At 69.2% G+C, this 20,335-nt stretch carries 16 protein-coding genes; 9 read left to right on the top strand and 7 right to left on the bottom strand.

The window, feature by feature from the left end; genetic code table 11:
* The 3 genes from glgB to glgX form a co-directional block, all read right to left on the bottom strand.
* The coding region (glgB, locus tag P2P98_RS05965; RefSeq protein WP_275798118.1) for a 1,4-alpha-glucan branching protein GlgB at positions 1–2,130 on the bottom strand (2,130 nt) is incomplete at its 3' end.
* On the bottom strand, positions 2,127–4,211 hold the full coding sequence (locus P2P98_RS05960; RefSeq protein ID WP_275798116.1) for a maltotransferase domain-containing protein: 2,085 nt from the start codon (positions 4,209–4,211) through the stop codon (positions 2,127–2,129). The genes glgB and P2P98_RS05960, both read right to left, overlap by 4 nt.
* Positions 4,212–4,279: 68 nt before the next feature.
* The gene (gene glgX / locus P2P98_RS05955) at positions 4,280–6,361 is read right to left on the bottom strand and encodes a glycogen debranching protein GlgX (protein ID WP_275798114.1); all 2,082 of its coding nucleotides are present in this window, start codon (positions 6,359–6,361) and stop codon (positions 4,280–4,282) included.
* A 49-nt stretch (positions 6,362–6,410) separates the two neighbouring features.
* Here glgX and P2P98_RS05950 point away from each other — a divergent pair, with 49 nt between their 5' ends.
* The 3 genes from P2P98_RS05950 (at position 6,411) to ligA (ending at position 11,345) form a co-directional block, all read left to right on the top strand.
* The gene (locus P2P98_RS05950; protein WP_275798111.1) at positions 6,411–7,595 is read left to right on the top strand and encodes a cysteine desulfurase family protein; all 1,185 of its coding nucleotides are present in this window, start codon (positions 6,411–6,413) and stop codon (positions 7,593–7,595) included.
* Between the two features lie 9 nt (positions 7,596–7,604).
* The gene (gene mnmA, locus P2P98_RS05945; protein WP_275798109.1) at positions 7,605–8,702 is read left to right on the top strand and encodes a tRNA 2-thiouridine(34) synthase MnmA; all 1,098 of its coding nucleotides are present in this window, start codon (positions 7,605–7,607) and stop codon (positions 8,700–8,702) included.
* Positions 8,703–8,924: 222 nt separating this feature from the next.
* Positions 8,925–11,345 (top strand): NAD-dependent DNA ligase LigA, encoded by a 2,421-nt coding sequence (ligA, locus tag P2P98_RS05940; protein WP_275798107.1) that lies wholly within the window; start codon positions 8,925–8,927, stop codon positions 11,343–11,345.
* Positions 11,346–11,391: 46 nt separating this feature from the next.
* Here ligA and P2P98_RS05935 read toward each other — a convergent pair whose 3' ends face one another.
* On the bottom strand, positions 11,392–13,074 hold the full coding sequence (locus P2P98_RS05935; protein ID WP_275798106.1) for a long-chain-fatty-acid--CoA ligase: 1,683 nt from the start codon (positions 13,072–13,074) through the stop codon (positions 11,392–11,394).
* 177 nt (positions 13,075–13,251) lie between these two features.
* Here P2P98_RS05935 and gatC point away from each other — a divergent pair, with 177 nt between their 5' ends.
* From gatC to P2P98_RS05905, 6 genes are all read left to right on the top strand, one after another.
* On the top strand, positions 13,252–13,551 hold the full coding sequence (gatC, locus tag P2P98_RS05930; RefSeq protein WP_058626747.1) for an Asp-tRNA(Asn)/Glu-tRNA(Gln) amidotransferase subunit GatC: 300 nt from the start codon (positions 13,252–13,254) through the stop codon (positions 13,549–13,551).
* Positions 13,548–15,089: an Asp-tRNA(Asn)/Glu-tRNA(Gln) amidotransferase subunit GatA gene (gatA, locus tag P2P98_RS05925; protein WP_275798103.1), complete on the top strand. Its 1,542-nt coding sequence runs from the start codon at positions 13,548–13,550 to the stop codon at positions 15,087–15,089. Before gatC ends, gatA begins: the two co-directional genes overlap by 4 nt.
* Entirely contained in the window at positions 15,089–16,606 is a 1,518-nt protein-coding gene (gene gatB, locus P2P98_RS05920) for an Asp-tRNA(Asn)/Glu-tRNA(Gln) amidotransferase subunit GatB (protein WP_275798101.1), read from the top strand. Before gatA ends, gatB begins: the two co-directional genes overlap by 1 nt.
* A 136-nt stretch (positions 16,607–16,742) precedes the next feature.
* Positions 16,743–17,999, top strand: a complete 1,257-nt coding sequence (locus P2P98_RS05915) for a DNA polymerase IV (RefSeq protein ID WP_275798099.1) — start codon at positions 16,743–16,745, stop codon at positions 17,997–17,999.
* Between the two features lie 63 nt (positions 18,000–18,062).
* Entirely contained in the window at positions 18,063–18,383 is a 321-nt protein-coding gene (locus tag P2P98_RS05910) for a hypothetical protein (RefSeq protein ID WP_058596110.1), read from the top strand.
* Positions 18,358–18,951: a hypothetical protein gene (locus P2P98_RS05905; RefSeq protein WP_275798096.1), complete on the top strand. Its 594-nt coding sequence runs from the start codon at positions 18,358–18,360 to the stop codon at positions 18,949–18,951. The genes P2P98_RS05910 and P2P98_RS05905 overlap by 26 nt, the downstream gene beginning before the upstream one ends.
* Before the next feature lie 190 nt (positions 18,952–19,141).
* Here the strand turns inward: P2P98_RS05905 and P2P98_RS05900 are convergent, their stop codons facing one another.
* From P2P98_RS05900 to P2P98_RS05890, 3 genes are read right to left on the bottom strand one after another with little or no spacing between them, the layout of a single operon-like run.
* The gene (locus P2P98_RS05900; protein ID WP_275798095.1) at positions 19,142–19,621 is read right to left on the bottom strand and encodes a DUF2017 family protein; all 480 of its coding nucleotides are present in this window, start codon (positions 19,619–19,621) and stop codon (positions 19,142–19,144) included.
* Positions 19,618–19,917 (bottom strand): ATP-dependent Clp protease adapter ClpS, encoded by a 300-nt coding sequence (gene clpS / locus P2P98_RS05895; RefSeq protein WP_275798120.1) that lies wholly within the window; start codon positions 19,915–19,917, stop codon positions 19,618–19,620. The genes P2P98_RS05900 and clpS overlap by 4 nt, the downstream gene beginning before the upstream one ends.
* On the bottom strand, positions 19,917–20,294 hold the full coding sequence (locus P2P98_RS05890) for a metallopeptidase family protein (protein ID WP_275798093.1): 378 nt from the start codon (positions 20,292–20,294) through the stop codon (positions 19,917–19,919). Before P2P98_RS05890 ends, clpS begins: the two co-directional genes overlap by 1 nt.
* Positions 20,295–20,335 lie beyond the last annotated feature (41 nt).

The raw sequence follows: 20,335 nt of genomic DNA, 5'->3' as shown, positions 1-20,335 counted from the left end.
CGAGTGCTGGAGCCAGAGGACCCCGAGGGGCGGCAGAGTGAGAACGGCGCTTCCGCGCGCGTCCGTCGTCACGGCGCCGAAGTTGCCCTGACCCGAGCCGCCGAAGGCTTCGGCGTCGCTGTTGAGGACCTCGGTCCACGTCCCCGCCTCGGGGAGGTCGATCGGGAAGTCGCCGAGGGGCACGCCCGAGAAGTTGCACAGCACGGCGATCGTGTTGCCGTGGTGATCGCGACGGGCGAAAGCCAGCACGTTCGGGTTCCAGGCGGGTGCGCCCAGGCGCGAGAACGCCGCTCCGTCGTGATCGCGAGACCACAGCGGAGCGTGCTCCTTGTAGACGCGGTTGAGCTCGGCCACGAAGTCGTGCAACTGCGCGTGAGACGGCTGGTCGAGCATCCACCAGTCCAAGCCGCGGCCCTCGGACCACTCCGACATCTGGCCGAACTCCTGGCCCATGAACAGCAGCTGCTTGCCGGGGTGGCCCCACATGTACGCCAGGAACGCGCGCATGTTCGCGAGCTTCTGCCAGTGGTCTCCCGGCATCCGTCCGAAGAGGCTGCCCTTGCCGTGCACGACCTCGTCGTGGCTGATCGGAAGGATGAAGTTCTCACTGAACGCGTACACGAACGAGAACGACAGCTCTCCCTCGTGGTGAGAGCGGTACATCGGGTCACGCGCGATGTACTGCAGGGAGTCGTTCATCCACCCCATGTTCCACTTGAAGCCGAAACCGAGGCCGGCGTGGGACGTGGGCGCGGTGACACCCGGGAAGCTCGTGGACTCCTCGGCGATCATCGCGATACCGGGGTAGCGCTTGTACGAGGTCGCGTTGACCTCCTGCAGGAAGCGGATCGCCTCGAGGTTTTCGCGCCCGCCGAACTGGTTGGGGGCCCACTCGCCGTCGTTGCGGGAGTAGTCGAGATAGAGCATGGAGGCGACGGCATCCACTCTCAAACCATCGACGTGGAACTCTTCGAACCAGTAGAGCGCGTTCGCGACGAGGAAGTTGCGCACCTCGTTGCGGCCGTAGTCGAAGATGAGCGTTCCCCAGTCCTTGTGCTCACCGCGGCGGGGGTCGGGGTGCTCGTAGAGCGCCTCCCCGTCGAAGCGCGCGAGCGCGAACTCATCCTTGGGGAAGTGACCGGGGACCCAGTCCATGATCACGCCGATGCCCGCCTGGTGCAGGCGGTCGATCAGGTAGCGCAGGTCGTCGGGGTCGCCGAAGCGGCTCGTCGGGGCGTAGTAGCCCGAGACCTGGTAGCCCCAGGAGCCGCCGAACGGGTGTTCGGCGAGCGGCAGGAACTCGACGTGGGTGAAGCCCTGAGCACCCACGTAGGCGATGATCTCGTCCGCGGCGTCGCGATACGACAGCCCCTGCTTCCATGAGCCGAGGTGGAGCTCGTAGATCGACATCGGACGGTCGATGGGAGCGCTGTTCGAGCGCTCCGCGATCCAGCTGTCGTCCGACCAGGTGTAGGCCGAATCCGTGACGACCGAAGCAGTCGCCGGCGGAACTTCGGCGAGGCGCGCCATCGGGTCGGCTTTCTGCACCCACGCGCCACTGCGAGCGAGGATCTCGAACTTGTAGCGTGCGCCGACGCCCACGCCCGGCACGAAGAGCTCCCAGATCCCGCTGGACCCCATGGAGCGCATCGCGCTGCCCTGTCCGTCCCAGCCGTTGAAGTCGCCGATCACGCGCTGCGCCCGTGCATTGGGAGCCCAGACGGTGAAGGCGGTGCCGGAGATTCCGTCGATCTCGCGCACGTGCGCTCCGAGGACGCGCCACAGTTCCTCGTGTCGGCCCTCGGCGATGAGGTGCAGGTCGAGCTCGCCGACCGATGGTGGGAAGCGGTACGGATCGTCGGCGACGTGACCGACGCCGTCGTCATAGGTCGAGCGGACGCGGTAGGCACCGGGGTGACCTGGGACGGATCCCTCCCAGATGCCGCCGCGCACGTGCGACAGAACGGCCGTCGTGCCGTCGTCGAGTTCGGCGACCACGTCCTTGGCGAGGGGGCGACGAACGCGGATCACCCACCCCTCCGCGGTCTTGTGCGCACCGAGGACGCTGTGCGGATCGTGATGCGTGCCGTAGGCGACGGCATCCAGGAGCTCGGCGGGAAGCGTGCTCATCGGACCTCCTTCACGTGCAGGATGTGCACGGGTTCGTCGAACGCGTCCAAGCGCACGAAGTTGTGATCGGCCCAGGTCCACACCTGACCGGTCACGAGGTCTTCCACCTCGTAAGGGGTGCCGGGCTCGACGCCCCACACCGTGGTGTCGAGGTGCACCGTGCTCTGCCGCGCCGAGTGCGGGTCGACATTGGCGACCACGATGATCGTGTCGCTCTCACCGGTGGGGGAGAGCGCCGCGTCGAGGTGCTTCGAATAGACCAGGATCGCGTCGTCGTCGCTCCAGTGCACGTCGAGATTGCGAAGCTGGCGCAGAGCGGGGTGGTCGCGGCGCGCCTGGTTCAGCATGCGCAGGTAGGGAGCGAGGGAATCGCCCGCCGCCTCGGCACCCGCCCAATCGCGGAACTTGTACTCGTACTTCTCGTTGTCGATGTTCTCTTCCGACCCCGGACGAGCCACGTTCTCATAGAGCTCGTAACCGGCGTAGACGCCATAGGTCGGCGCGGCCGTCGCCGCCAGCGCCGCGCGGATCTTGTAGGCCGGACGGCCGCCGAACTGCAGGTACTCGGTGAGGATGTCGGGGGTGTTGACGAAGAGATTGGGGCGCAGGAAGTCGGAGGTCTCGTGCGCGAGGCCCGAGAAGAACTCCTCGAGCTCTTCCTTCGTGTTCCGCCACGTGAAGTAGGTGTAGCTCTGCTGGAACCCGGCCATGGCGAGTCCCTGCAGCGGGGCGGGGCGCGTGAACGCCTCGGCGAGGAAGACGACGTCGGGCTCTTCGGCGCTGACGGTCGCGATCAGCCACTCCCAGAATTGCAGGGGCTTGGTGTGCGGGTTGTCGACGCGGAAGATGCGGACGCCCTGGGCGATCCAGTGCCGCACGATCCGCAAGACCTCGGCGCGGATGCCGTCGGGGTCGTTGTCGAAGTTGACCGGGTAGATGTCCTGGTACTTCTTCGGCGGATTCTCGGCGTAGGCGATCGAGCCGTCGGGCAGCGTCGTGAACCACTCGGGATGCTCCGTCACCCACGGGTGGTCGGGCGAGGCCTGGAGGGCCAGGTCGAGGGCGACCTCGATGCCCTGGGCGCGTGCGGCCGAGACGAAGTCGCGGAAGTCGTCGAGAGTCCCGAGGTCGGGCTGCACGGCGTCGTGTCCGCCCGCCGGACCGCCGATGGCCCACGGCGAGCCGGGGTCGCCGGGCGACGTGACGAGGGTGTTGTTCGGGCCCTTGCGATTGCTCTCGCCGATGGGGTGGATCGGCGGCAGGTACAGCACGTCGAAGCCCATGCCGGCGACCCCCGGTAGACGGTCCGTCGCGGTGCGGAAGGTTCCGCTCACGACGGTTCCGTCTTCGGCGCGCGTCGCGCCCTCGGATCGGGGGAAGAACTCGTACCACGCGCCGACGCCGGCGCGCTCACGCTCGACGAGCAGCTCCGTCTCACGCCCCACCGAGACCAAGCCCATCACGGGCCTGGCCGCGAAGATGGCGGCGATCTCTGGGCTGCGGACGATCTCGAGGGCGACGTCATCGTGCGTGTCCGGGTCGCGCAGCGCGCGCGCTGCCTCGTACAGCACGTCCTTGTCGCTGCCGGGGCGCTTCTTCTCTCCGCGCGCGCGGTCGAACAGCCGGGCACCGATCTCGCGCATGAGAGCGGAGTCGACCCCCGCGGCGATCTTGACGTCGGCCGCGTGCTCCCACGTCGCGAACTCGTCGGCGAAAGCTTCGAAACGGAATCGCCAAATGCCCTGCTCGAGCGGAGCAACGAGCGTGGACCACCGGTCGAACCCGTCGTTCAGGGGGCTGAGCCGGTGCAGCGACTCGTCGCCGGAGGGCGAGAACAACCTCACGTGCACGCCGATGCGGTCATGCCCTTCGCGGAATGCGGTCACCGTGAAGGGGACGGCTTCGCCGACGTACGCCGACGGGCGGAATCGTCCGCCCGGCACGCTGGGGTGGGGGAGCGCGAGCGGGATACGCGGCGTCACCACGCCCTTCGCGGTCGGCGTCGGTTTGACCGGGCGCTCGGGAATCGAGGCGCCGCTGCGCCAGGGACGTACGGGCGTAGGAGTCGTCGTGGTGGCCACGATCCGAACCTATCGCGGCCCGCCGACCTCACGGCATCCATTCTCCCGGCCTTGACACGACGGCCCGGTTACTCGACGCGGAACAGTCTCATTGACGTTCCCGCGACGGCGAGCACATCTCCCGCGGCGAAGCGTTTGCCGTGCTCGGTCGGGGCCTCTTCCTCGCTCGACCAGAGCGAGACGAACGCGACGCCCGGCTCCAGCGTCGGCAGCGTCACGTCGATCGCGCGCTCGTTGCCGTGCACGATGAGCAGGATGCGATTGAGCTCCTCGTCCTCGGGCGTCGAGGTCGCCAGGTACTGCAGGGTCCGGTGCGACGGATCGGTCCACCGCTCGCCCGACATGGTCTCGCCCCGCTCGTCGAACCACTCCATCACCGAGGCCGAGGGAATGCTCTCTCCCGCGCGGGCGAAACGCTTCGGGCGCAGCGCCGGGTTCTCGCGCCGCAGCTGCAGGAGGCGCTGCGTGTGGGCGAACAGGTCGCGTTGCCAGGGCGCGAGGTCCCACGACAGCCACGTGAGGGTCGAGTCGTGACAGTACGCGTTATTGTTGCCGCGTTGGGTGCGGCCCATCTCGTCGCCCGCCGTGATCATCGGGACGCCCGCCGACAGCAGGAGCGTGCCCATGAGGTTGCGCATCGCTTTGCGGCGCGTGGCGAGCACGTGTTCGTCGTCGGTGCGTCCCTCGGCGCCGTGGTTGAACGAGCGGTTCGTGTCGGCGCCGTCGCGGTTCTGCTCGCCGTTGCCGAGATTGTGCTTGACGTCGTACGAGACCAGGTCGCGGAGCGTGAATCCGTCATGCGCGGTGACGAAGTTGATACTCGCGAGCGGCCCGCGGTCCTCGCTGAACGTGTTGGACGAACCGGCGAGTCGCGTCGCGAAACCCCCGATGCCGACCGGGGCTGTGTCGGCCCGGCGGGCGTAGTCGATGTCGCTCAGCCAGAAGTTGCGCACCCGATCGCGGTAGCGGTCGTTCCACTCGTGCCAGCCCTCACCGAAGGCGCCCGTCTGCCACCCGCCCATGCCCACGTCCCACGGCTCGGCGATGAGCTTGGTCCCGGCCAGGTGCTCGTCGTCGCGGATAGCCTGCAGCAGCGGATGGTCGGGCGTGAAGGAATGGTTCGCGTCGCGCCCGAGCGTCACCGCGAGGTCGAAGCGGAAGCCGTCGATCTGCACCTCGTTCGTCCAGTACCGCAACGAGTCCAGGACGAGGCGCGCAGCGGCATCCGTCGACGTGTTCACCGCATTTCCGCATCCGGTCTCGTCGATGTAGACGCCGTCGTCGGTCTGTCGGTAATAGGAGCGGTTGTCGATGCCGCGCAGGCTCGTCCGTGGACCGCCGATACTCTCTTCCGCCGTGTGGTTGTAGACCACGTCGAGGATCACCTCGAGGCCGGCCTCGTGCAGGAGCTTGACCATTCCCTTGAATTCGCGCAGGACGGCCTCGGGCCCCTCGGCGCGGCTTGCGGCCGTGGCGTACGCGGCGTGCGGGGTGAAGAAGTTCAGCGAGTTGTAGCCCCAGTAATTGGTGAGGCCGAGCTGGAGCAGGCGCGGCTCGGTCGCGAAAGCGTGCACGGGAAGCAGTTCGACGCTCGTGATACCGAGCGACTGGAAGTGCTCGATCATCGCGGGGTGCGCGAGGCCGGCGTACGTGCCGTGCAGGGCGGGCGGGATGAACGGATGCCGCTTCGTCAGGCCTTTGACATGGCCCTCGTAGATGACGGTGCGGTCCATCGGCACCTGCGGCTTGGTGGACGCGCCCCAGTCGAAGGCGCCGTCGACGACGACGGAGCGCCAGTCGCCGAAGGATCCGGAGACGAGTCCGCGCGAGTAGGGCTCGATGAGGAGCGTCTGCGGGTTGAAGGTGTTGCCCGGGCCGTGCGGCCCCCCGACGCGGATCGCGTAGCGCGCACCCGGGCGCAGCAGGGGAGTCGTGACCTCGAACCCCCCGCCACCCGTCGGCGCCATCGTGAGCGTCTCGGTCGCCCAGTCGAGATCGACGTCGTCGAACACGAGGAGCTGCATCGCATCGGCGTGAGCCGACCACACGCGCAGGGTGCCTCCGTCGGGACCGAGCGTCACGCCGAGGTTGTCGAAAGCGTCGTCGAGCAGGCCGGCGTGCGGGGAAAGGACAGGCTCGGGTCGGACCATGAGATCTAGGGTAGTGAAGGCGGCGCGCGTCGTCGGGAGGGAAAGCGGGATGCAGGTCTACCTCGATCACGCAGCGACCACTCCACTGCGCGCAGAAGCCCGTGATGCCTGGCTGGCCGCCCACGAGGTGCTGGGCAACCCGTCCTCGATCCACGGTGCCGGCCAAGCTGCGCGGCGCCTGCTCGAGGACGCCCGCGACGAGCTCGCGCGCGTCCTGCGGTGCCAACCGATCGAGATCGTCTTCACCTCCGGAGGTACCGAGGCGGCGAACCTCGCCCTGAAGGGACTGTGGTGGGCGCGTCCTCACGGAGCCGACACCGTGGTCCTCCCCGACGGAGAGCACCACGCCACGCTCGACGTCATCGGCTGGCTCGCGTCCGCTGAGGGCGCCGACGTCCGGGCGGTAGCTCTGGACCATGCGGGACGCATCGGCACCGACGCCTTCGCCGCCGCCCTCCCCGGCGCGGCGCTCGCGACGGCCCTCGTGGCGAACAACGAGGTCGGGACGGTGCAGGATGCCGCAAACCTGGCGTCCGTGGCATCCGCGGCCGGAGTGCCCCTCCATCTCGACGCGGTCTCGGCCCTCGGACAGGTCCCGATCGATTTCGCCGGCTGGCGGGGGGCGGGCACGGCGAGCGGCGGCCTGGCCGCGCTGTCGGTGTCGGCGCACAAGGTCGGTGGTCCCGTCGGCGTCGGAGCGGCCGTGGTGTCGCGCCACGCGACCCTGACGCCTCTGGTGCACGGCGGGGGACAACAGCGGGGGCTCCGCGCCGGTACCCAGGACGTCGCCGGGGCGGCCGCCTTCGCGGCGGCGGCCACCGCCGCCGAGGCCGAACGTGAGAGCGAGACGCGGCGACTGAGCGCCCTGCGCGATCGGCTGATCGACGGCATCCGTCGTTCGATTCCCGAGGCTCGGCTGCTGGGCGACCCCGTCAACCGGCTCCCCGGGAATGCGCACGTCCTGTTTCCGGATGCCGCGGGCGAGACGCTGCTGTTCCTCCTCGACATGGCGGGGGTCGCGGTTTCCACCGGGTCGGCGTGCCAGGCCGGAGTCGCCGAGCCGTCTCACGTGGTCCTGGCTCTGGGGCTGGGGGAGCGTGCGGCGCGTTCGGTGCTCCGTTTCACCCTTGGACGCACCTCCACCGCGGCGGACGTCGATGCGGTCCTCACCCTGCTTCCGGACGCCTACGCCCGGGCTGTGGCATCCGGAGCCCGTTCAGGTCAGGCTTCGTAGACTGGGACGATGCGAGTTCTGGCGGCGATGAGCGGTGGCGTCGATTCCGCGGTGGCGGCGGCGCGCGCCGTCGACGCGGGCCACGACGTCGTCGGCGTGCACCTGGCGCTCTCGCGCGCGGGCGGCACGCTCCGTGCGGGGAGTCGCGGATGCTGCACGATCGAGGACGCGATGGACGCGCGACGCGCGGCAGACAGGCTCGGGATGCCGTTCTACGTCTGGGACTTCTCCGAGCGGTTCCGCGATGACGTGATCGACGATTTCGTCGCGGAGTACCGTGCGGGTCGGACGCCCAACCCCTGCATGCGATGCAACGAGAAGATCAAGTTCGCCGCGCTCCTCGAGCGCGCGATCGAGCTCGGGTTCGACGCCGTCTGCACCGGGCACTACGCCACCCTCGTCGACACGCCGGAAGGACGCGAGCTGCACCGGGCGTCGGACAACGCCAAGGACCAGTCGTACGTCCTGGGCGTGCTGACGGCCGAACAGCTCGCTCACACCTATTTCCCGCTGGGCTCGACCCCGTCGAAGGCGCTCGTGCGCGCCGAGGCGGAGGAGCGCGGCCTGACGGTGGCGCAGAAGCCCGACAGCCACGACATCTGCTTCATCCCCGACGGTGACACCCGCGGCTGGCTCGCTGACAAGGTCGGCGCCGAGAAGGGCGAGATCCTCGACCGTTCGGGAGCCGTGGTGGGAACCCACGACGGGGCGCACGCGTTCACCGTCGGCCAGCGTCGAGGGCTGCAGCTGGGCGTCCCCGCCGCGGACGGCAAGCCGAGGTTCGTCCTCGAGGTGCGGCCGGTCAACAACACCGTCGTGGTCGGCCCGAAAGAGGCGCTCGCCTGCGCCGAGATCGCGGGGGAGCGCTTCACCTGGGCGGGCCGGGCGCCCGTGGCGTCGGCGTTCGCGTGCGACGTGCAGATCCGTGCCCACGCCGATCCGGTTCCCGCTCTCGCGTCGCTGGAGGACGGGATGCTGACGGTGCGGCCCGAGGTTCCGTTCGACGGGGTGGCGCCGGGTCAGACGGCGGTGCTCTACGACGGCACGCGCGTGATCGGGCAGTTCACGATCGACCGGACCGTGTCGGCGGTGCCGGTCGAGGTCTGAGCGCTGTCGCGAAGGCGCGGCGTCGGGACAGGCGGAAGGCGCTAAGCGCCGGTGGAGCGACGGGCGGACGGCGCTGCGCGCGGGTGGCGTGACGGGCGGAGGACGAGGGACGAGCGGAGGATTGCCGCGTCGGAATCTCCCTCCCGTCGTCCCTCATCCTCCGCTCGACACGCTCCCGCAAGGCCCGCGCTCGATGTCGGAGCCTCTCCCTAAGCTGGATCCGTGACCGAGCACGATCAGCTTCCCGACCTCTCCCTCGACGACGCGCGCACGGAGGCGGCCGACCTGACCCAGCGCATCGTCGACGCCCGGGAGGCGTACTACGGTCGCGATGCCGAGCTCGTCGACGACGCGACGTACGACGGCTGGATGCATCGGCTCGAGGCGCTCGAGCGGCTTCACCCCGAGCTGCAGGGGCAGGACAGCCCGACGCTGTCGGTCGGTGCGGCCGGCGCCACGGATCTCGCGACGATCGAGCACGCCGAGCGCATGCTCAGTCTCGACAACGTGTTCTCGCCCGACGAGCTGCGCGATTGGGCGGTCAAGACCGAAGCCGCCGCGGGGCGAAAGGTGCACTGGCTCAGCGAGCTCAAGATCGACGGCCTGGCGATCAGCCTGAGGTACGAGAACGGCGTGCTGACCTCGGCGGCGACGCGCGGCGACGGGCGCGTGGGCGAGATCGTCACCGAGAACGCGCTTCGCCTCGCGGGTGTGCCGCGTGAGCTCTCGGGAGAGGGCCATCCGGCCCTCGTGGAGGTGCGCGGAGAGGTCTTCATCCCCGTCGCGAAGTTCGAGAACCTCAACCGCCTCCAGGGGGAGTTCCGGGAGCGCGCCGTTGCCGAGGCGCGAGAGCGTGCCGCCGGTCGACGTGGTGCGCGCGCGTTCGACGAAGAGAAGGCGGAGCAGGCTGCGGCGCGCCGGTTCCCCGCCTTCGCCAACCCGCGGAACGCGGCCAGCGGTGGTCTGCGTCAGCAGATCGAGAAGAAGAGCGGTCTCGAACTCGAAGCGGGCCTCGCGCGAATCGACTCCCTGTCGCTGTACGTGCACGGGATCGGCGCGTGGCCCGATCCCCCCGTTGCGGCGCAGAGCGAGATCTACGAGCTCCTCGCGTCGTGGGGACTCCCCACGTCGCCCTACAGCCGCGTCGAGTCGAGCATCGACGGCGTGCTGTCGTTCGTCGCGCACTACGGCGAACACCGACACGACGTCGAGCACGAGATCGACGGCGTGGTGGTCAAGGTCGACGAGCTCGCCTTGCACGACGAGCTCGGCGCGACCAGCCGTGCCCCGCGGTGGGCGATCGCGTACAAGTACCCGCCCGAGCAGGTGAACACGAAGCTGCTCGACATCGTCGTCTCGGTCGGTCGCACCGGCCGCGCGACGCCGTTCGCGGTGATGGAACCGGCGAAGGTCGCAGGCAGCGTGGTGCGCCAGGCGACTCTGCACAATCAAGACGTGGTCAAGGTCAAGGGTGTCCTCATCGGCGACACCGTGGTCCTGCGAAAGGCCGGCGACGTCATCCCCGAGGTGCTCGGCCCCGTGGTCGAGCTGCGCGACGGGACCGAGAGAGCCTTCGTGATGCCGGCGGATTGTCCCGAGTGCGGCACGCCTCTTCGGCCCGCGAAAGAGGGCGACATCGACCTGCGGTGTCCCAATGCGCGCTCGTGCCCCGCGCAGGTGCGAGGCCGCGTCGAGCACATCGGCTCGCGCGGTGCTCTCGACATCGAGGCTCTCGGTGAGGTCACGGCGGCCGCGCTCACGCAGCCGGACGTGCCCGAGCGTCCGCCGCTCGACACCGAGGCCGGGTTGTTCGACCTGACCGTCGAAGAGCTGGTTCCGATCGAGGTCGTCGTCCGCGATTCCGAAACGGGTGAGCGCAAGGTCGACCCGGACACCGGCGAACTCGTGCGTCGAGCGCCGTTTCAGAAGCTTGGTCCCGCTTCGTACCCACCCGGGGCGGAAGACCTCGATCCGGCCGAGCGTCGGCGCCGCGGTATCCGTAAGGACTACCGCGAGGTCCTGCCCTCCGAGCAGGCGGTCAAGCTGGTCGCCGAACTCGAGAAAGCCAAGACGAAAGACCTGTGGCGTCTGCTCGTCTCGCTGAACATCCGCCATGTCGGCCCCGTCGCCGCGCGGGCACTCGCGCAGTGGTTCGGATCTCTGGATGCCATCCGCGCAGCGTCGCGCGAAGAGCTCGCCGCGGTCGAGGGGGTCGGCGGCATCATCGCCGACGCCGTGATCGACTGGTTCGAGGTCGACTGGCATCGAGAGATCGTCGATCGGTGGGCGGCTGCCGGGGTGCGGTTCTCGGTGCCGGGGCACCCCGGGCCCGGGGCCGCCGCCGCGGCGGGTGGGGTTCTCGCCGGCCTCACCGTGGTCGCGACGGGCTCGCTCGACGGCTATACGCGTGAAGGCGCGCAAGAAGCGATCCTGGCCGCCGGCGGGAAGGCCGCCTCGAGCGTCTCGAAGAAGACCGACTTCGTCGCGGCGGGACCGGGTGCCGGATCCAAGCTCGCGAAGGCCGAGGAGCTCGGGCTGCGCATCCTGGATGCCGCGCAGTTCCGCATCCTGGTCGAGCAGGGACCCGCAGCCCTCGATGGCGGTGCGGCCGAAGACTCGGACGCGGTCGCCGACGAGCATTAGGCCGCACGGAGGTGCGCTCGGCGAGCCGGCACCGTTCAGGCGGCGATCACCCCTTCGGAAGGAGCTGCTCCCGTACCTGGCGACGGAGCACCTTGCCGATGAGCGACTTCGGCAGTTCGTCGACGACGACGATGCGACGCGGGACCTTGTAGGGCGTCAGGATGCCGCGCGCGAACGCCCGCACCGCCTCAGCGTCGAACGCGCCGGGCGTCGTCGGGACCACCGCGGCGACGACCTCCTCACCGGAGTGCTCATTCGGCAGGCCGACGACGGCGACGTCAGCCACGTCGGGGTGCTGGCGCAGCACGTTCTCGACCTCGGTGGGCGCGACATTGAAACCGCCCGTGATGATCAGTTCTTTGATCCGGTCGACGATGCGGACGAACCCGGCGTCATCGATCGTGACGATGTCTCCCGTGCGGAACCACCCGTCGACGAAGACTTCGTCGGTCGCTTCGGGCTTGCCGTAGTAGCCGGAGAACACCTGCGGTCCTCGAACCAGCAGTTCGCCGCGTTCGACGTCGCGGCGCGGGTCGTCGGGGTCGACGACACGACACTCGGTGCCGGGGAGCGGAAGACCGACCGTCCCGGCGACGCGGTTGTCGGCGACGGGGTTCGCCATGAGGACGGGGGAGCACTCGCTCAGACCGTATCCCTCGACCAGGTATCCGCCCGTGGCCTTCTCGAAGGGGACGACCAGATCGTGCGGCAGCGCCATCGCGCCGGAGATCGCCACGTCGGTGCCGTGGAGCGAGATGCCCTTCGCCTGCGCCGCGGCGAGGAGCCGCTCCGCGATCGGCGGAACCAGGGGCAGGAAGGTCGCGGGGTGCTTCTTCGTCACAGCCAGGACCAGATCGGGATCGAACTTGGGGAACAGCACCAGTCGCGCCCCCATCGACATGGCGAACGTCAGGCACAGAGTGAGCCCGTAGGCGTGGAACATCGGCAGGACGGCATAGACAACGCACCCTTCGCCCCGCACGATCTGCGGCACCCACGCGCGCGCTTGCGCGGCGTTGGCGAGGAGATTCGCGTGCGTCAGCATGGCACCCTTGGGGGTACCGGTGGTGCCGCTCGTGTACTGGATGATCGCCAGGTCGGCCGACGAGGGACGCGGGTGCGTCTCGGGCAGCGGCGCGCGACGCACGAGGTCGGCCCAGGGGGTGGCGTCCCGCGTCTTCTCGGTGAGTGCCGCCCGCGACTCTCGGGCCTTCGCGATCGGGAGGCGAAGCGCCAGGCGCATGCGGAACGGCATCGCTTCTGTCACGTCGACCGACACGAGCGTCGTCAGCCGCAGGTCGGCGGGGAAGTCCTGCACCGTGCGCACGACCTTGCTCCAGACGATGGCGTGCTTCGCGCCGTGGTCTTCGAACTGCTTCCGCAGCTCGCGAGCGGTGTAGAGCGGGTTGTGCTCGACGACGACGGCGCCGAGCCGCAGGACGGCGTAGAACGCAACGATGTGCTGCGGGCAGTTCGGCAGCACGATCGCCACCGGGTCGCCGGCGCGCACGCCGTGAGCGGCCAGCGCGCCTGCGACGCGCGCGATCTCGGCGGACATCTCGGCGTACGTCGTCTCTCGTCCGAAGAACTGGAGCGCCGGAGCGTCGGGATAGTCGCGGGTCGAGGCATCGACGATGTCGACGAGCGACCCGGTCTGGGGCTCGAGGTCCTCGGGGACACCGGCGGCGTAGCTGTGGGTCCAGGGACGGGGCGGATCGAAGCTGGTCACCGGGCCAGCCTAGGGCGAGGCATGTCGCGCGGGGCGTTGTTCACAGCCGCGATCCGTGTCCACAGGATTTCGGAGGCGAATCGACCGTTCCTCCCCAGGCGTGTCCCGCTCGGCGACTCTCCCCGGCCATGCCGGTCGCGAGCGCAGGGCGAACACGACGCGAACTAGGATCGGAGGGTGTCTGAAATCACTCCTGATCTCGTGCGCCATCTCGGTGTGCTCGCCCGGATCCAGTTGAGCGACGAGGAGGTCCAGAGCCTCACCGGCCAGCTGGATGCCATCGTCGACAACATCGCGAAGGTGTCCGAGGTGGCGACCCCCGAGGTCGTCGCGACGAGCCACCCGATCCCGCTCGAGAACGTCTTCCGCCCCGACGCCGTGCAGCCGCAGCTGACGCGCGAGCAGGTGCTGCAGAACGCCCCCGACCAGGCAGACGGGCGATTCCGCGTGACCGCGATCCTGGGAGAAGAGCAGTGACCGATCTCACCCGCCTGACCGCGGCCGACTTGGCCGCGAAGATCTCGTCGTCCGAGGTGTCCAGCGTCGAAGCCACGCAGGCGCACCTCGACCGCATCGCCGCCGTTGATGGCGACGTCCACGCGTTCCTGCACGTCAGCGACCACGCCCTCGACGTCGCGGCTGACATCGACCGCCGTCGCGCCGCCGGTGAGCAGCTGCACGAGCTGGCCGGAGTGCCGCTCGCGGTGAAGGACGTGCTCGTCACGACCGACATGCCCTCCACCAGCGGTTCCAAGATCCTCGAGGGCTACATGTCGCCCTACGACGCCACGGTCGTCGCTCGTTCCCGTGCCGCCGGTCTCGTGCCGCTCGGGAAGACCAACATGGACGAGTTCGCGATGGGCTCGTCCACGGAGTTCTCCGCCTACGGTCCCACCCGTAACCCCTGGGATCTCGACCGCATTCCGGGTGGTTCCGGCGGTGGCTCGGCGGCAGCCGTCGCCGCCTTCGAGGCACCCCTGGCCCTCGGCTCCGACACCGGCGGGTCGATCCGTCAGCCCGCCCACGTCACCGGAACGGTCGGCGTGAAGCCCACCTACGGCGGGGTCAGCCGCTACGGCGCGATCGCCCTGGCCTCGAGCCTCGACCAGGTCGGTCCGGTCACCCGCACCGTGCTCGACGCTGGCCTGCTGCACGACGTGATCGGCGGGCATGACGCGAACGATTCCACTTCGTTGTCGGACGCGTGGCCCTCATTCGCCGCGGCCGCCCGAGAGGGGGCGACCGGTGAGGTCCTGAAGGGCCTGAGAGTGGGCGTCATCCGCGAGCTCGACGACCGCGGCTTCCAGAAGGGCGTGTCGGACTCGTTCCGCGCCTCGCTGGCTGCCATGGAAGCCCAGGGCGCCGAGATCGTGGAGATCAACGCGCCTCACTTCGAGTACGGAGTCGCCGCGTACTACCTGATCCTTCCCGCCGAAGCATCGAGCAATCTCGCGAAGTTCGACTCGGTGCGATTCGGTCTCCGCGTGACCCCGCAGGGTGCCCCCACGGTCGAGAACGTCATGGCCGCGACGCGCGACGCCGGGTTCGGGCCCGAGGTCAAGCGCCGCATCATCCTCGGAACGTACGCGCTGTCCGCCGGCTATTACGACGCCTACTACGGCAGCGCGCAGAAGGTGCGCACGCTGATCCAGCAGGACTTCGACGCCGCTTTCGCGCAGGTGGACGTCATCGCGACGCCCTCGGCGCCGACGACGGCCTTCCGACTCGGCGAGAAGATCGACGACCCCCTGCAGATGTACCTCAACGACATCACCACGATCCCTGCCAACCTCGCGGGCGTCCCGGGTATCTCGATCCCCAGCGGCCTGGCCGAAGAAGACGGGCTGCCCGTCGGCATCCAGTTCCTCGCCCCGGCGCGGGAAGACGCGCGCCTGTACCGCGTCGGCGCGGCGCTCGAGGCGTTGCTCGTCGACCAGTGGGGCGCACCGCTCCTCGACAAGGCCCCCTCTCTCACCCTTCGACAGGCTCAGGGACCGAAAGCAGGAATGATCTGATGGCGAAAGATGCCCTGATGGACTTCGACGAGGCGCTCGAGATGTTCGAGCCCGTCCTCGGTTTCGAGGTGCACGTCGAGCTCAACACCGCGACCAAGATGTTCTCGTCGGCGCCGAACCCGGCGAACGAGGCGAACCACGGCGCCGAGCCGAACACGCTCGTCGCGCCGGTCGACATGGGGCTCCCCGGCGCCCTGCCGGTCGTCAACGCCGAAGCGATCCGTTCGTCGATCAGCCTGGGCCTCGCCCTCGGCTGCTCGATCGCACCCTCGAGCCGCTTCGCGCGAAAGAACTACTTCTACCCCGACCTCGGCAAGAACTATCAGATCTCGCAGTACGACGAGCCGATCGCGTTCGAGGGATCGGTCGAGGTCGAGCTCGAAGACGGCACGATCGTCACCGTGCCGATCGAGCGCGCCCACATGGAGGAAGACGCGGGCAAACTCACCCACATGGGCGGCGCGACCGGTCGCATCCAGGGCGCCGAGTACTCGCTCGTCGACTACAACCGGGCCGGTGTGCCGCTCGTCGAGATCGTCACCAAGCCGATCTTCGGTGCGGAGCACTCCGCCCCCGCCCTCGCCAAGGCGTACGTCGCGACGATTCGCGACATCGTTCGCGGTCTCGGCATCTCGGAGGCGCGCCTGGAGCGCGGAAACCTCCGCTGCGATGCGAACGTGTCGCTGCGGCCGCGCGGCCAGGAAAAGCTCGGCACCCGCACCGAGACGAAGAACGTGAACTCGATGCGCTCTGTCGAGCGCGCCGTGCGGTACGAGATCCAGCGCCAGGCCGCGATCCTCGCCAAGGGTGGCACCATCACGCAAGAGACGCGGCACTGGCACGAAGACACCGGACGTACCTCTCCCGGTCGACCGAAGTCGGATGCCGACGACTACCGCTACTTCCCGGAGCCCGACCTGCTCCCCGTGGTGCCTGCGCCCGAACTGATCGAGGAGCTCCGAGCGGCGCTCCCCGAGCCTCCCGCCGCGCGTCGGCGTCGGCTCAAGGCCGAGTGGGGCTTCACCGACCTGGAGTTCCAGGACGTCGCCAACGGCGGGCTCCTCGACGCGGTGGCCGACACGATCGCCGCAGGGGCCGCCCCCGCGGCCGCGCGCAAGTGGTGGACGGGCGAGATCACCCGCGTCGCCAACGCGCAGGAGCGCGATGCGGCCGACCTCGTCTCGCCGGCGAACGTCGCGGCCCTTCAGAAGCTCGTGGATGCGGGCACGCTCACTGACAAGCTCGCCCGTCAGGTGCTCGAAGGCGTCATCGCCGGTGAGGGGACACCCGAAGAGGTCGTCGATGCGCGCGGGCTCGCCGTCGTCTCCGATGACGGTGCGTTGATCGCGGCGATCGACGATGCGCTCGCGGCACAGCCCGATGTCCTCGCGAAGATCCGTGATGGCAAGGTACAGGCCGCCGGCGCTGTCATCGGTGCGGTCATGAAGGCGATGAAGGGGCAGGCCGACGCCGCCCGCGTGCGAGAGCTCGTGCTGGAGCGCGCGGCCGCGCAGTAGAACCCCTCGCAGGACCCCGGATGCCACGATCCCGGCCGCGCACGCGCGGCGGGCCGTGGCATCCGTCGTTCTCCCGGTGTTGAGGCATCGCCAGCGTGACCGTCTCGATGTCGGAGGCCCGGGAGAGAATGGACGTATGGGACGCGGGGACGGCACGGGGCGCATCGTCTCGCCCCCCGACGCGGATGACACCGGCACCGGCATCCTGCACGTCGACATGGATGCGTTCTTCGCCTCGGTCGCTGTGCTCGACGACCCGTCCCTCGCCGGAAAGCCGCTCATCATCGGCGGATCCGAGGGTCGCGGCGTGGTGTCGAGCGCGTCCTACGAGGCTCGCCGCTATGGGGTGAAGTCGGCCATGCCGGTCGCTGTCGCGCTGAGACTGTGCCCGACCGCGATCGTCGTCAATCCTCCGTATCACCGGTACACCGAGATGTCGCGGCAGGTCATGGCGATCTTCCACGACGTCACGCCCCTCGTCGAGCCCCTCTCGATCGACGAGGCCTTCCTCGACGTGCGAGGAGCTCGACGCCTATGGGGGAGTCCGGGGCGGATCGCGCGCGATCTCCGCGCACGGGTCGAGGCCGAGACCGGACTCACGTGCAGCATCGGCGTCGCCGCGACGAAGCACGTGGCGAAGATGGCGTCGACGATCTCCAAACCCGACGGGCTGCTCGTCGTCGCGGCGAGTCAGACCGAGGCCTTCCTGCGGCCGCGGTCCGTGCGCGCCCTCTGGGGAGTGGGCCCCAAGGCGGCCGAGTCTCTCGAGGCGCGCGGCATCCGTCTCGTCTCCGACATCCTGGACGCGCCACGGGCCGTGCTCGAGCAGGCACTGGGATCGGCGATGGCAGAGCGGGTCTGGCACCTCTCGCGCGGAATCGACGCCCGCGCGGTGCACACGGGGCGCACGGAGAAGAGCATCGGTCACGAAGAGACGTTCCACGCCGACATCTCCGACACCCGCACGCTCCACGTCGAGCTGCGCCGTCTCGCGGATCGGGTCGGCGCACGTCTGCGCGCGCAGCAGTACGAGGCGGGCACCGTGGCCATCAAGGTGCGCTTCAGCGACTTCACCACGGTGAGTCGCTCGCGCACCCTGTCCGAAGCGACCTCCGTCGGTCAACGCATCGGCGATGCGGCGATCGAGCTGTTCGACGCGATCGACCGTCGACAAGCGGTGCGACTCGTGGGCGTGCGCGGCGAGAAGCTCGCGCCGGCGACCATGGCCGCGACCCTGTGGGACGACGACGCCGAATGGCGCCGTGTCGAGGGCGCGCTCGACAGCGCCGTCGCCCGTTTCGGTCGCGGCGCCGTGACCCGCGGCTCGTTGCTCGGCCCCACCCGCGGCGGCGGGGCACTCCCGACCAACCCCCGCCCGACGTACGACCACTGACACGGTCCGCGCGACGGCGCAACACCCCTGGGCTCCGATGGACGTCGCGGGTACGGTGGGGACATGCCCAACATCGCATTGGAACTCGGCAAGCAGTCCACCAACTTCGGCGTCACGGCCGCGTACGGCGAGCAGCAGGACGTCGACGGCGTCCGTATCGTCCCGGTCGCGCTCACGTGGGCCGGTTTCGGCGGCGGATCCGATGAGCAGGGCAACGGCGGCGGTGGCGGTGGCGGCTACACCCTGCCGCTCGGCGCGTACATCCGTCGCGGCGACGACCTCCGCTTCGACCCGAACATCGTGTCGCTGCTCGCCGTCGCCGTTCCGTTCGTGTGGGTCGCGGGTCGCGCGCTCAGCCGTGTCATCCGCGCCCTCAAGAAGTAACGCGGACGACGTCGACGAGGCTCTCGCCGCGGCCACGTCCGCGGTGTTCGAGCGCGTGCGCGCGGTCGCCGCAACCAACCCGGTGATCGTCATCGATGGGCGCAGCGGAGCAGGGAAGAGCTCTCTCGCACGCCGTCTCGTCTCGGCCTGGCCGCTGAGAGGACGCGTGCAGCTCGTCGCGCTCGACGATGTCTATCCCGGTTGGGACGGTCTCGCCGCCGGCTCGACGTACGCGTGCGAGATGATCTTGACCCCGCACGCGAAAGGCGCTGTGGGGGTGTGGCAACGCTGGAACTGGGATGCCGGCGAGCGTGCGGAAGCCTACGCCGTCGATCCGTCCCTCCCGCTCGTCGTCGAAGGAGCGGGCGCTCTGACGCCGGAGACCGCGCGATTGGCGGACGTCGCCGTGTGGGTCGATGCGCCGTCGCCCTCGCGTAAACATCGAGCTCTCGAGCGAGACGGCGATACGTATCGTCCGCACTGGGAGCGTTGGGCGGCGCAAGAGGACCGGCACATCGAGCAGAACGGCCCGGTGTCGCTCGCGACCCTGTTCGTGCGGGTGCCGTAAACCGGACGCGCTGACCCCGACGTTTGCAAGCGCTTGGACAGTGGCGCGTCCGGTGGCTTCGACGAGCTCAGCCACCTCGGTAATGTCGCGTCCGGAAGCTTCGACGAACTCAGCCACCCGGGCTGACGCCCCGGTGTCTGAGTCGTCAGGTCCCTGAGCTCGTCGGAGGGACCGGGTCGCGCGACGACGCTCAGCGGCGGTCGAGTGCGGTGACGAAACCGTCGAGGCGATAGCCGATCCAGTCGTAGATCCCGAAGCGCGGATCATCGGGCTGATGATCGTCTTCGCTGTGGATGCCGAGGCGTGTCGCCATCACGAGACGCACCGCCGACAGGGTCCGCATCCACGACAGGGCCTCGTCTTCGCCGAGAGCGATGGTCAGGGTGGCATCCGGGTCGCCGTGGTCATGCGCCCCGCCGTCCATGCCGAGGGTGCGGAGGATGACCTCCGCGTCGGCGGCACGTCGACCGAGCAGGTCGTCGCCGGTCAGCCGACGGAACTCCCGTGTCGCTTCCTCATCATCGGGATACGCATCCGGCAGCAGGCGTGCGACGGCAGGGTCGTCACTGCGCTGCGTGTCCGTCACGACGTCACGGAACTGCCCGACGATGCCGGCGAGGTGAAGGGCCTCGAGACCGCTGATCTCGAGGACGACGATCTTGTCGCTCACGCGGGTTCCTTCCGAACTGTCGCCCACAGGCCGTAATCGTGCATGGCATGCGCGTGTGCTTCCATCACCTCGCGGGGGCCGCGGGCAACGACCGCGTGGCCGTCGTGGTGCACGGCGAGCATGAGCTGCTCGGCCGTCGCGGCGTCGAAGCCGAAGTAGGTGCGGAACACGTGGCTGACATAGCTCATGAGGTTCACGGGGTCGTTCCACACCACCGTTTGCCACGACGAGGGCGGAACGGCAGTGAGCTCGGTGTCGTCGACGACGTCGAGATCGGGGGTGGCCACCGTCGGCATCATGCCCACCCCAATTCGTGCAGGCGCGCATCGTCGATGCCGTAGAAGTGGGCGATCTCGTGGACCAGGGTCGTGTGGATCTCGTCGCGGAGCTCCTGCTCGTCGGAGCAGGCTGCGAGGTGCGGCTCGCGGTAGAGGATGATGCGGTCGGGAAGCTCGCCTACGCCGTATCGGTCGCGCTCCGTCAACGCCCAACCGTCATACAGCCCGAGAAGATCGAGCGATCCGTCCTCAGGCCGGTCTTCCACGACGAACACGACGTTGTCCAAGCCCTCGACCATGTCGTCGGGGAGCTGGTCGAGCTCGTTGACGACCAACGCCTCGAACTGTTCGGCGTCGAGACGGAGCGCGACGCCGGAACCCGCGTCTTCGCTCATGTCATCTCCTGAAAGTCGCCGCTCGGGCAATTCTACGGTCG

This window comes from Microbacterium sp. Kw_RZR3 (genome assembly GCF_029222405.1).
In the GTDB taxonomy this organism is placed as follows: Bacteria; Actinomycetota; Actinomycetes; order Actinomycetales; family Microbacteriaceae; genus Microbacterium.
Note: the sequence above shows the minus strand (reverse complement) of the source record. Positions and strands in the feature narration are given on the sequence as shown.

What these genes read in the sequence shown, in the direction of transcription:
- glgX (WP_275798114.1), bottom strand. Translation starts at nt 6,361, where the DNA reads ATGGTCCGACCCGAGCCTGTCCTTTCCCCGCACGCCGGCCTGCTCGAC.
- P2P98_RS05950 (WP_275798111.1), top strand. Translation starts at nt 6,411, where the DNA reads ATGCAGGTCTACCTCGATCACGCAGCGACCACTCCACTGCGCGCAGAA.
- mnmA (WP_275798109.1), top strand. Translation starts at nt 7,605, where the DNA reads ATGCGAGTTCTGGCGGCGATGAGCGGTGGCGTCGATTCCGCGGTGGCG.
- gatB (WP_275798101.1), top strand. Translation starts at nt 15,089, where the DNA reads ATGGCGAAAGATGCCCTGATGGACTTCGACGAGGCGCTCGAGATGTTC.
- P2P98_RS05915 (WP_275798099.1), top strand. Translation starts at nt 16,743, where the DNA reads ATGGGACGCGGGGACGGCACGGGGCGCATCGTCTCGCCCCCCGACGCG.
- P2P98_RS05910 (WP_058596110.1), top strand. Translation starts at nt 18,063, where the DNA reads ATGCCCAACATCGCATTGGAACTCGGCAAGCAGTCCACCAACTTCGGC.
- clpS (WP_275798120.1), bottom strand. Translation starts at nt 19,917, where the DNA reads ATGCCGACGGTGGCCACCCCCGATCTCGACGTCGTCGACGACACCGAG.
- P2P98_RS05890 (WP_275798093.1), bottom strand. Translation starts at nt 20,294, where the DNA reads ATGAGCGAAGACGCGGGTTCCGGCGTCGCGCTCCGTCTCGACGCCGAA.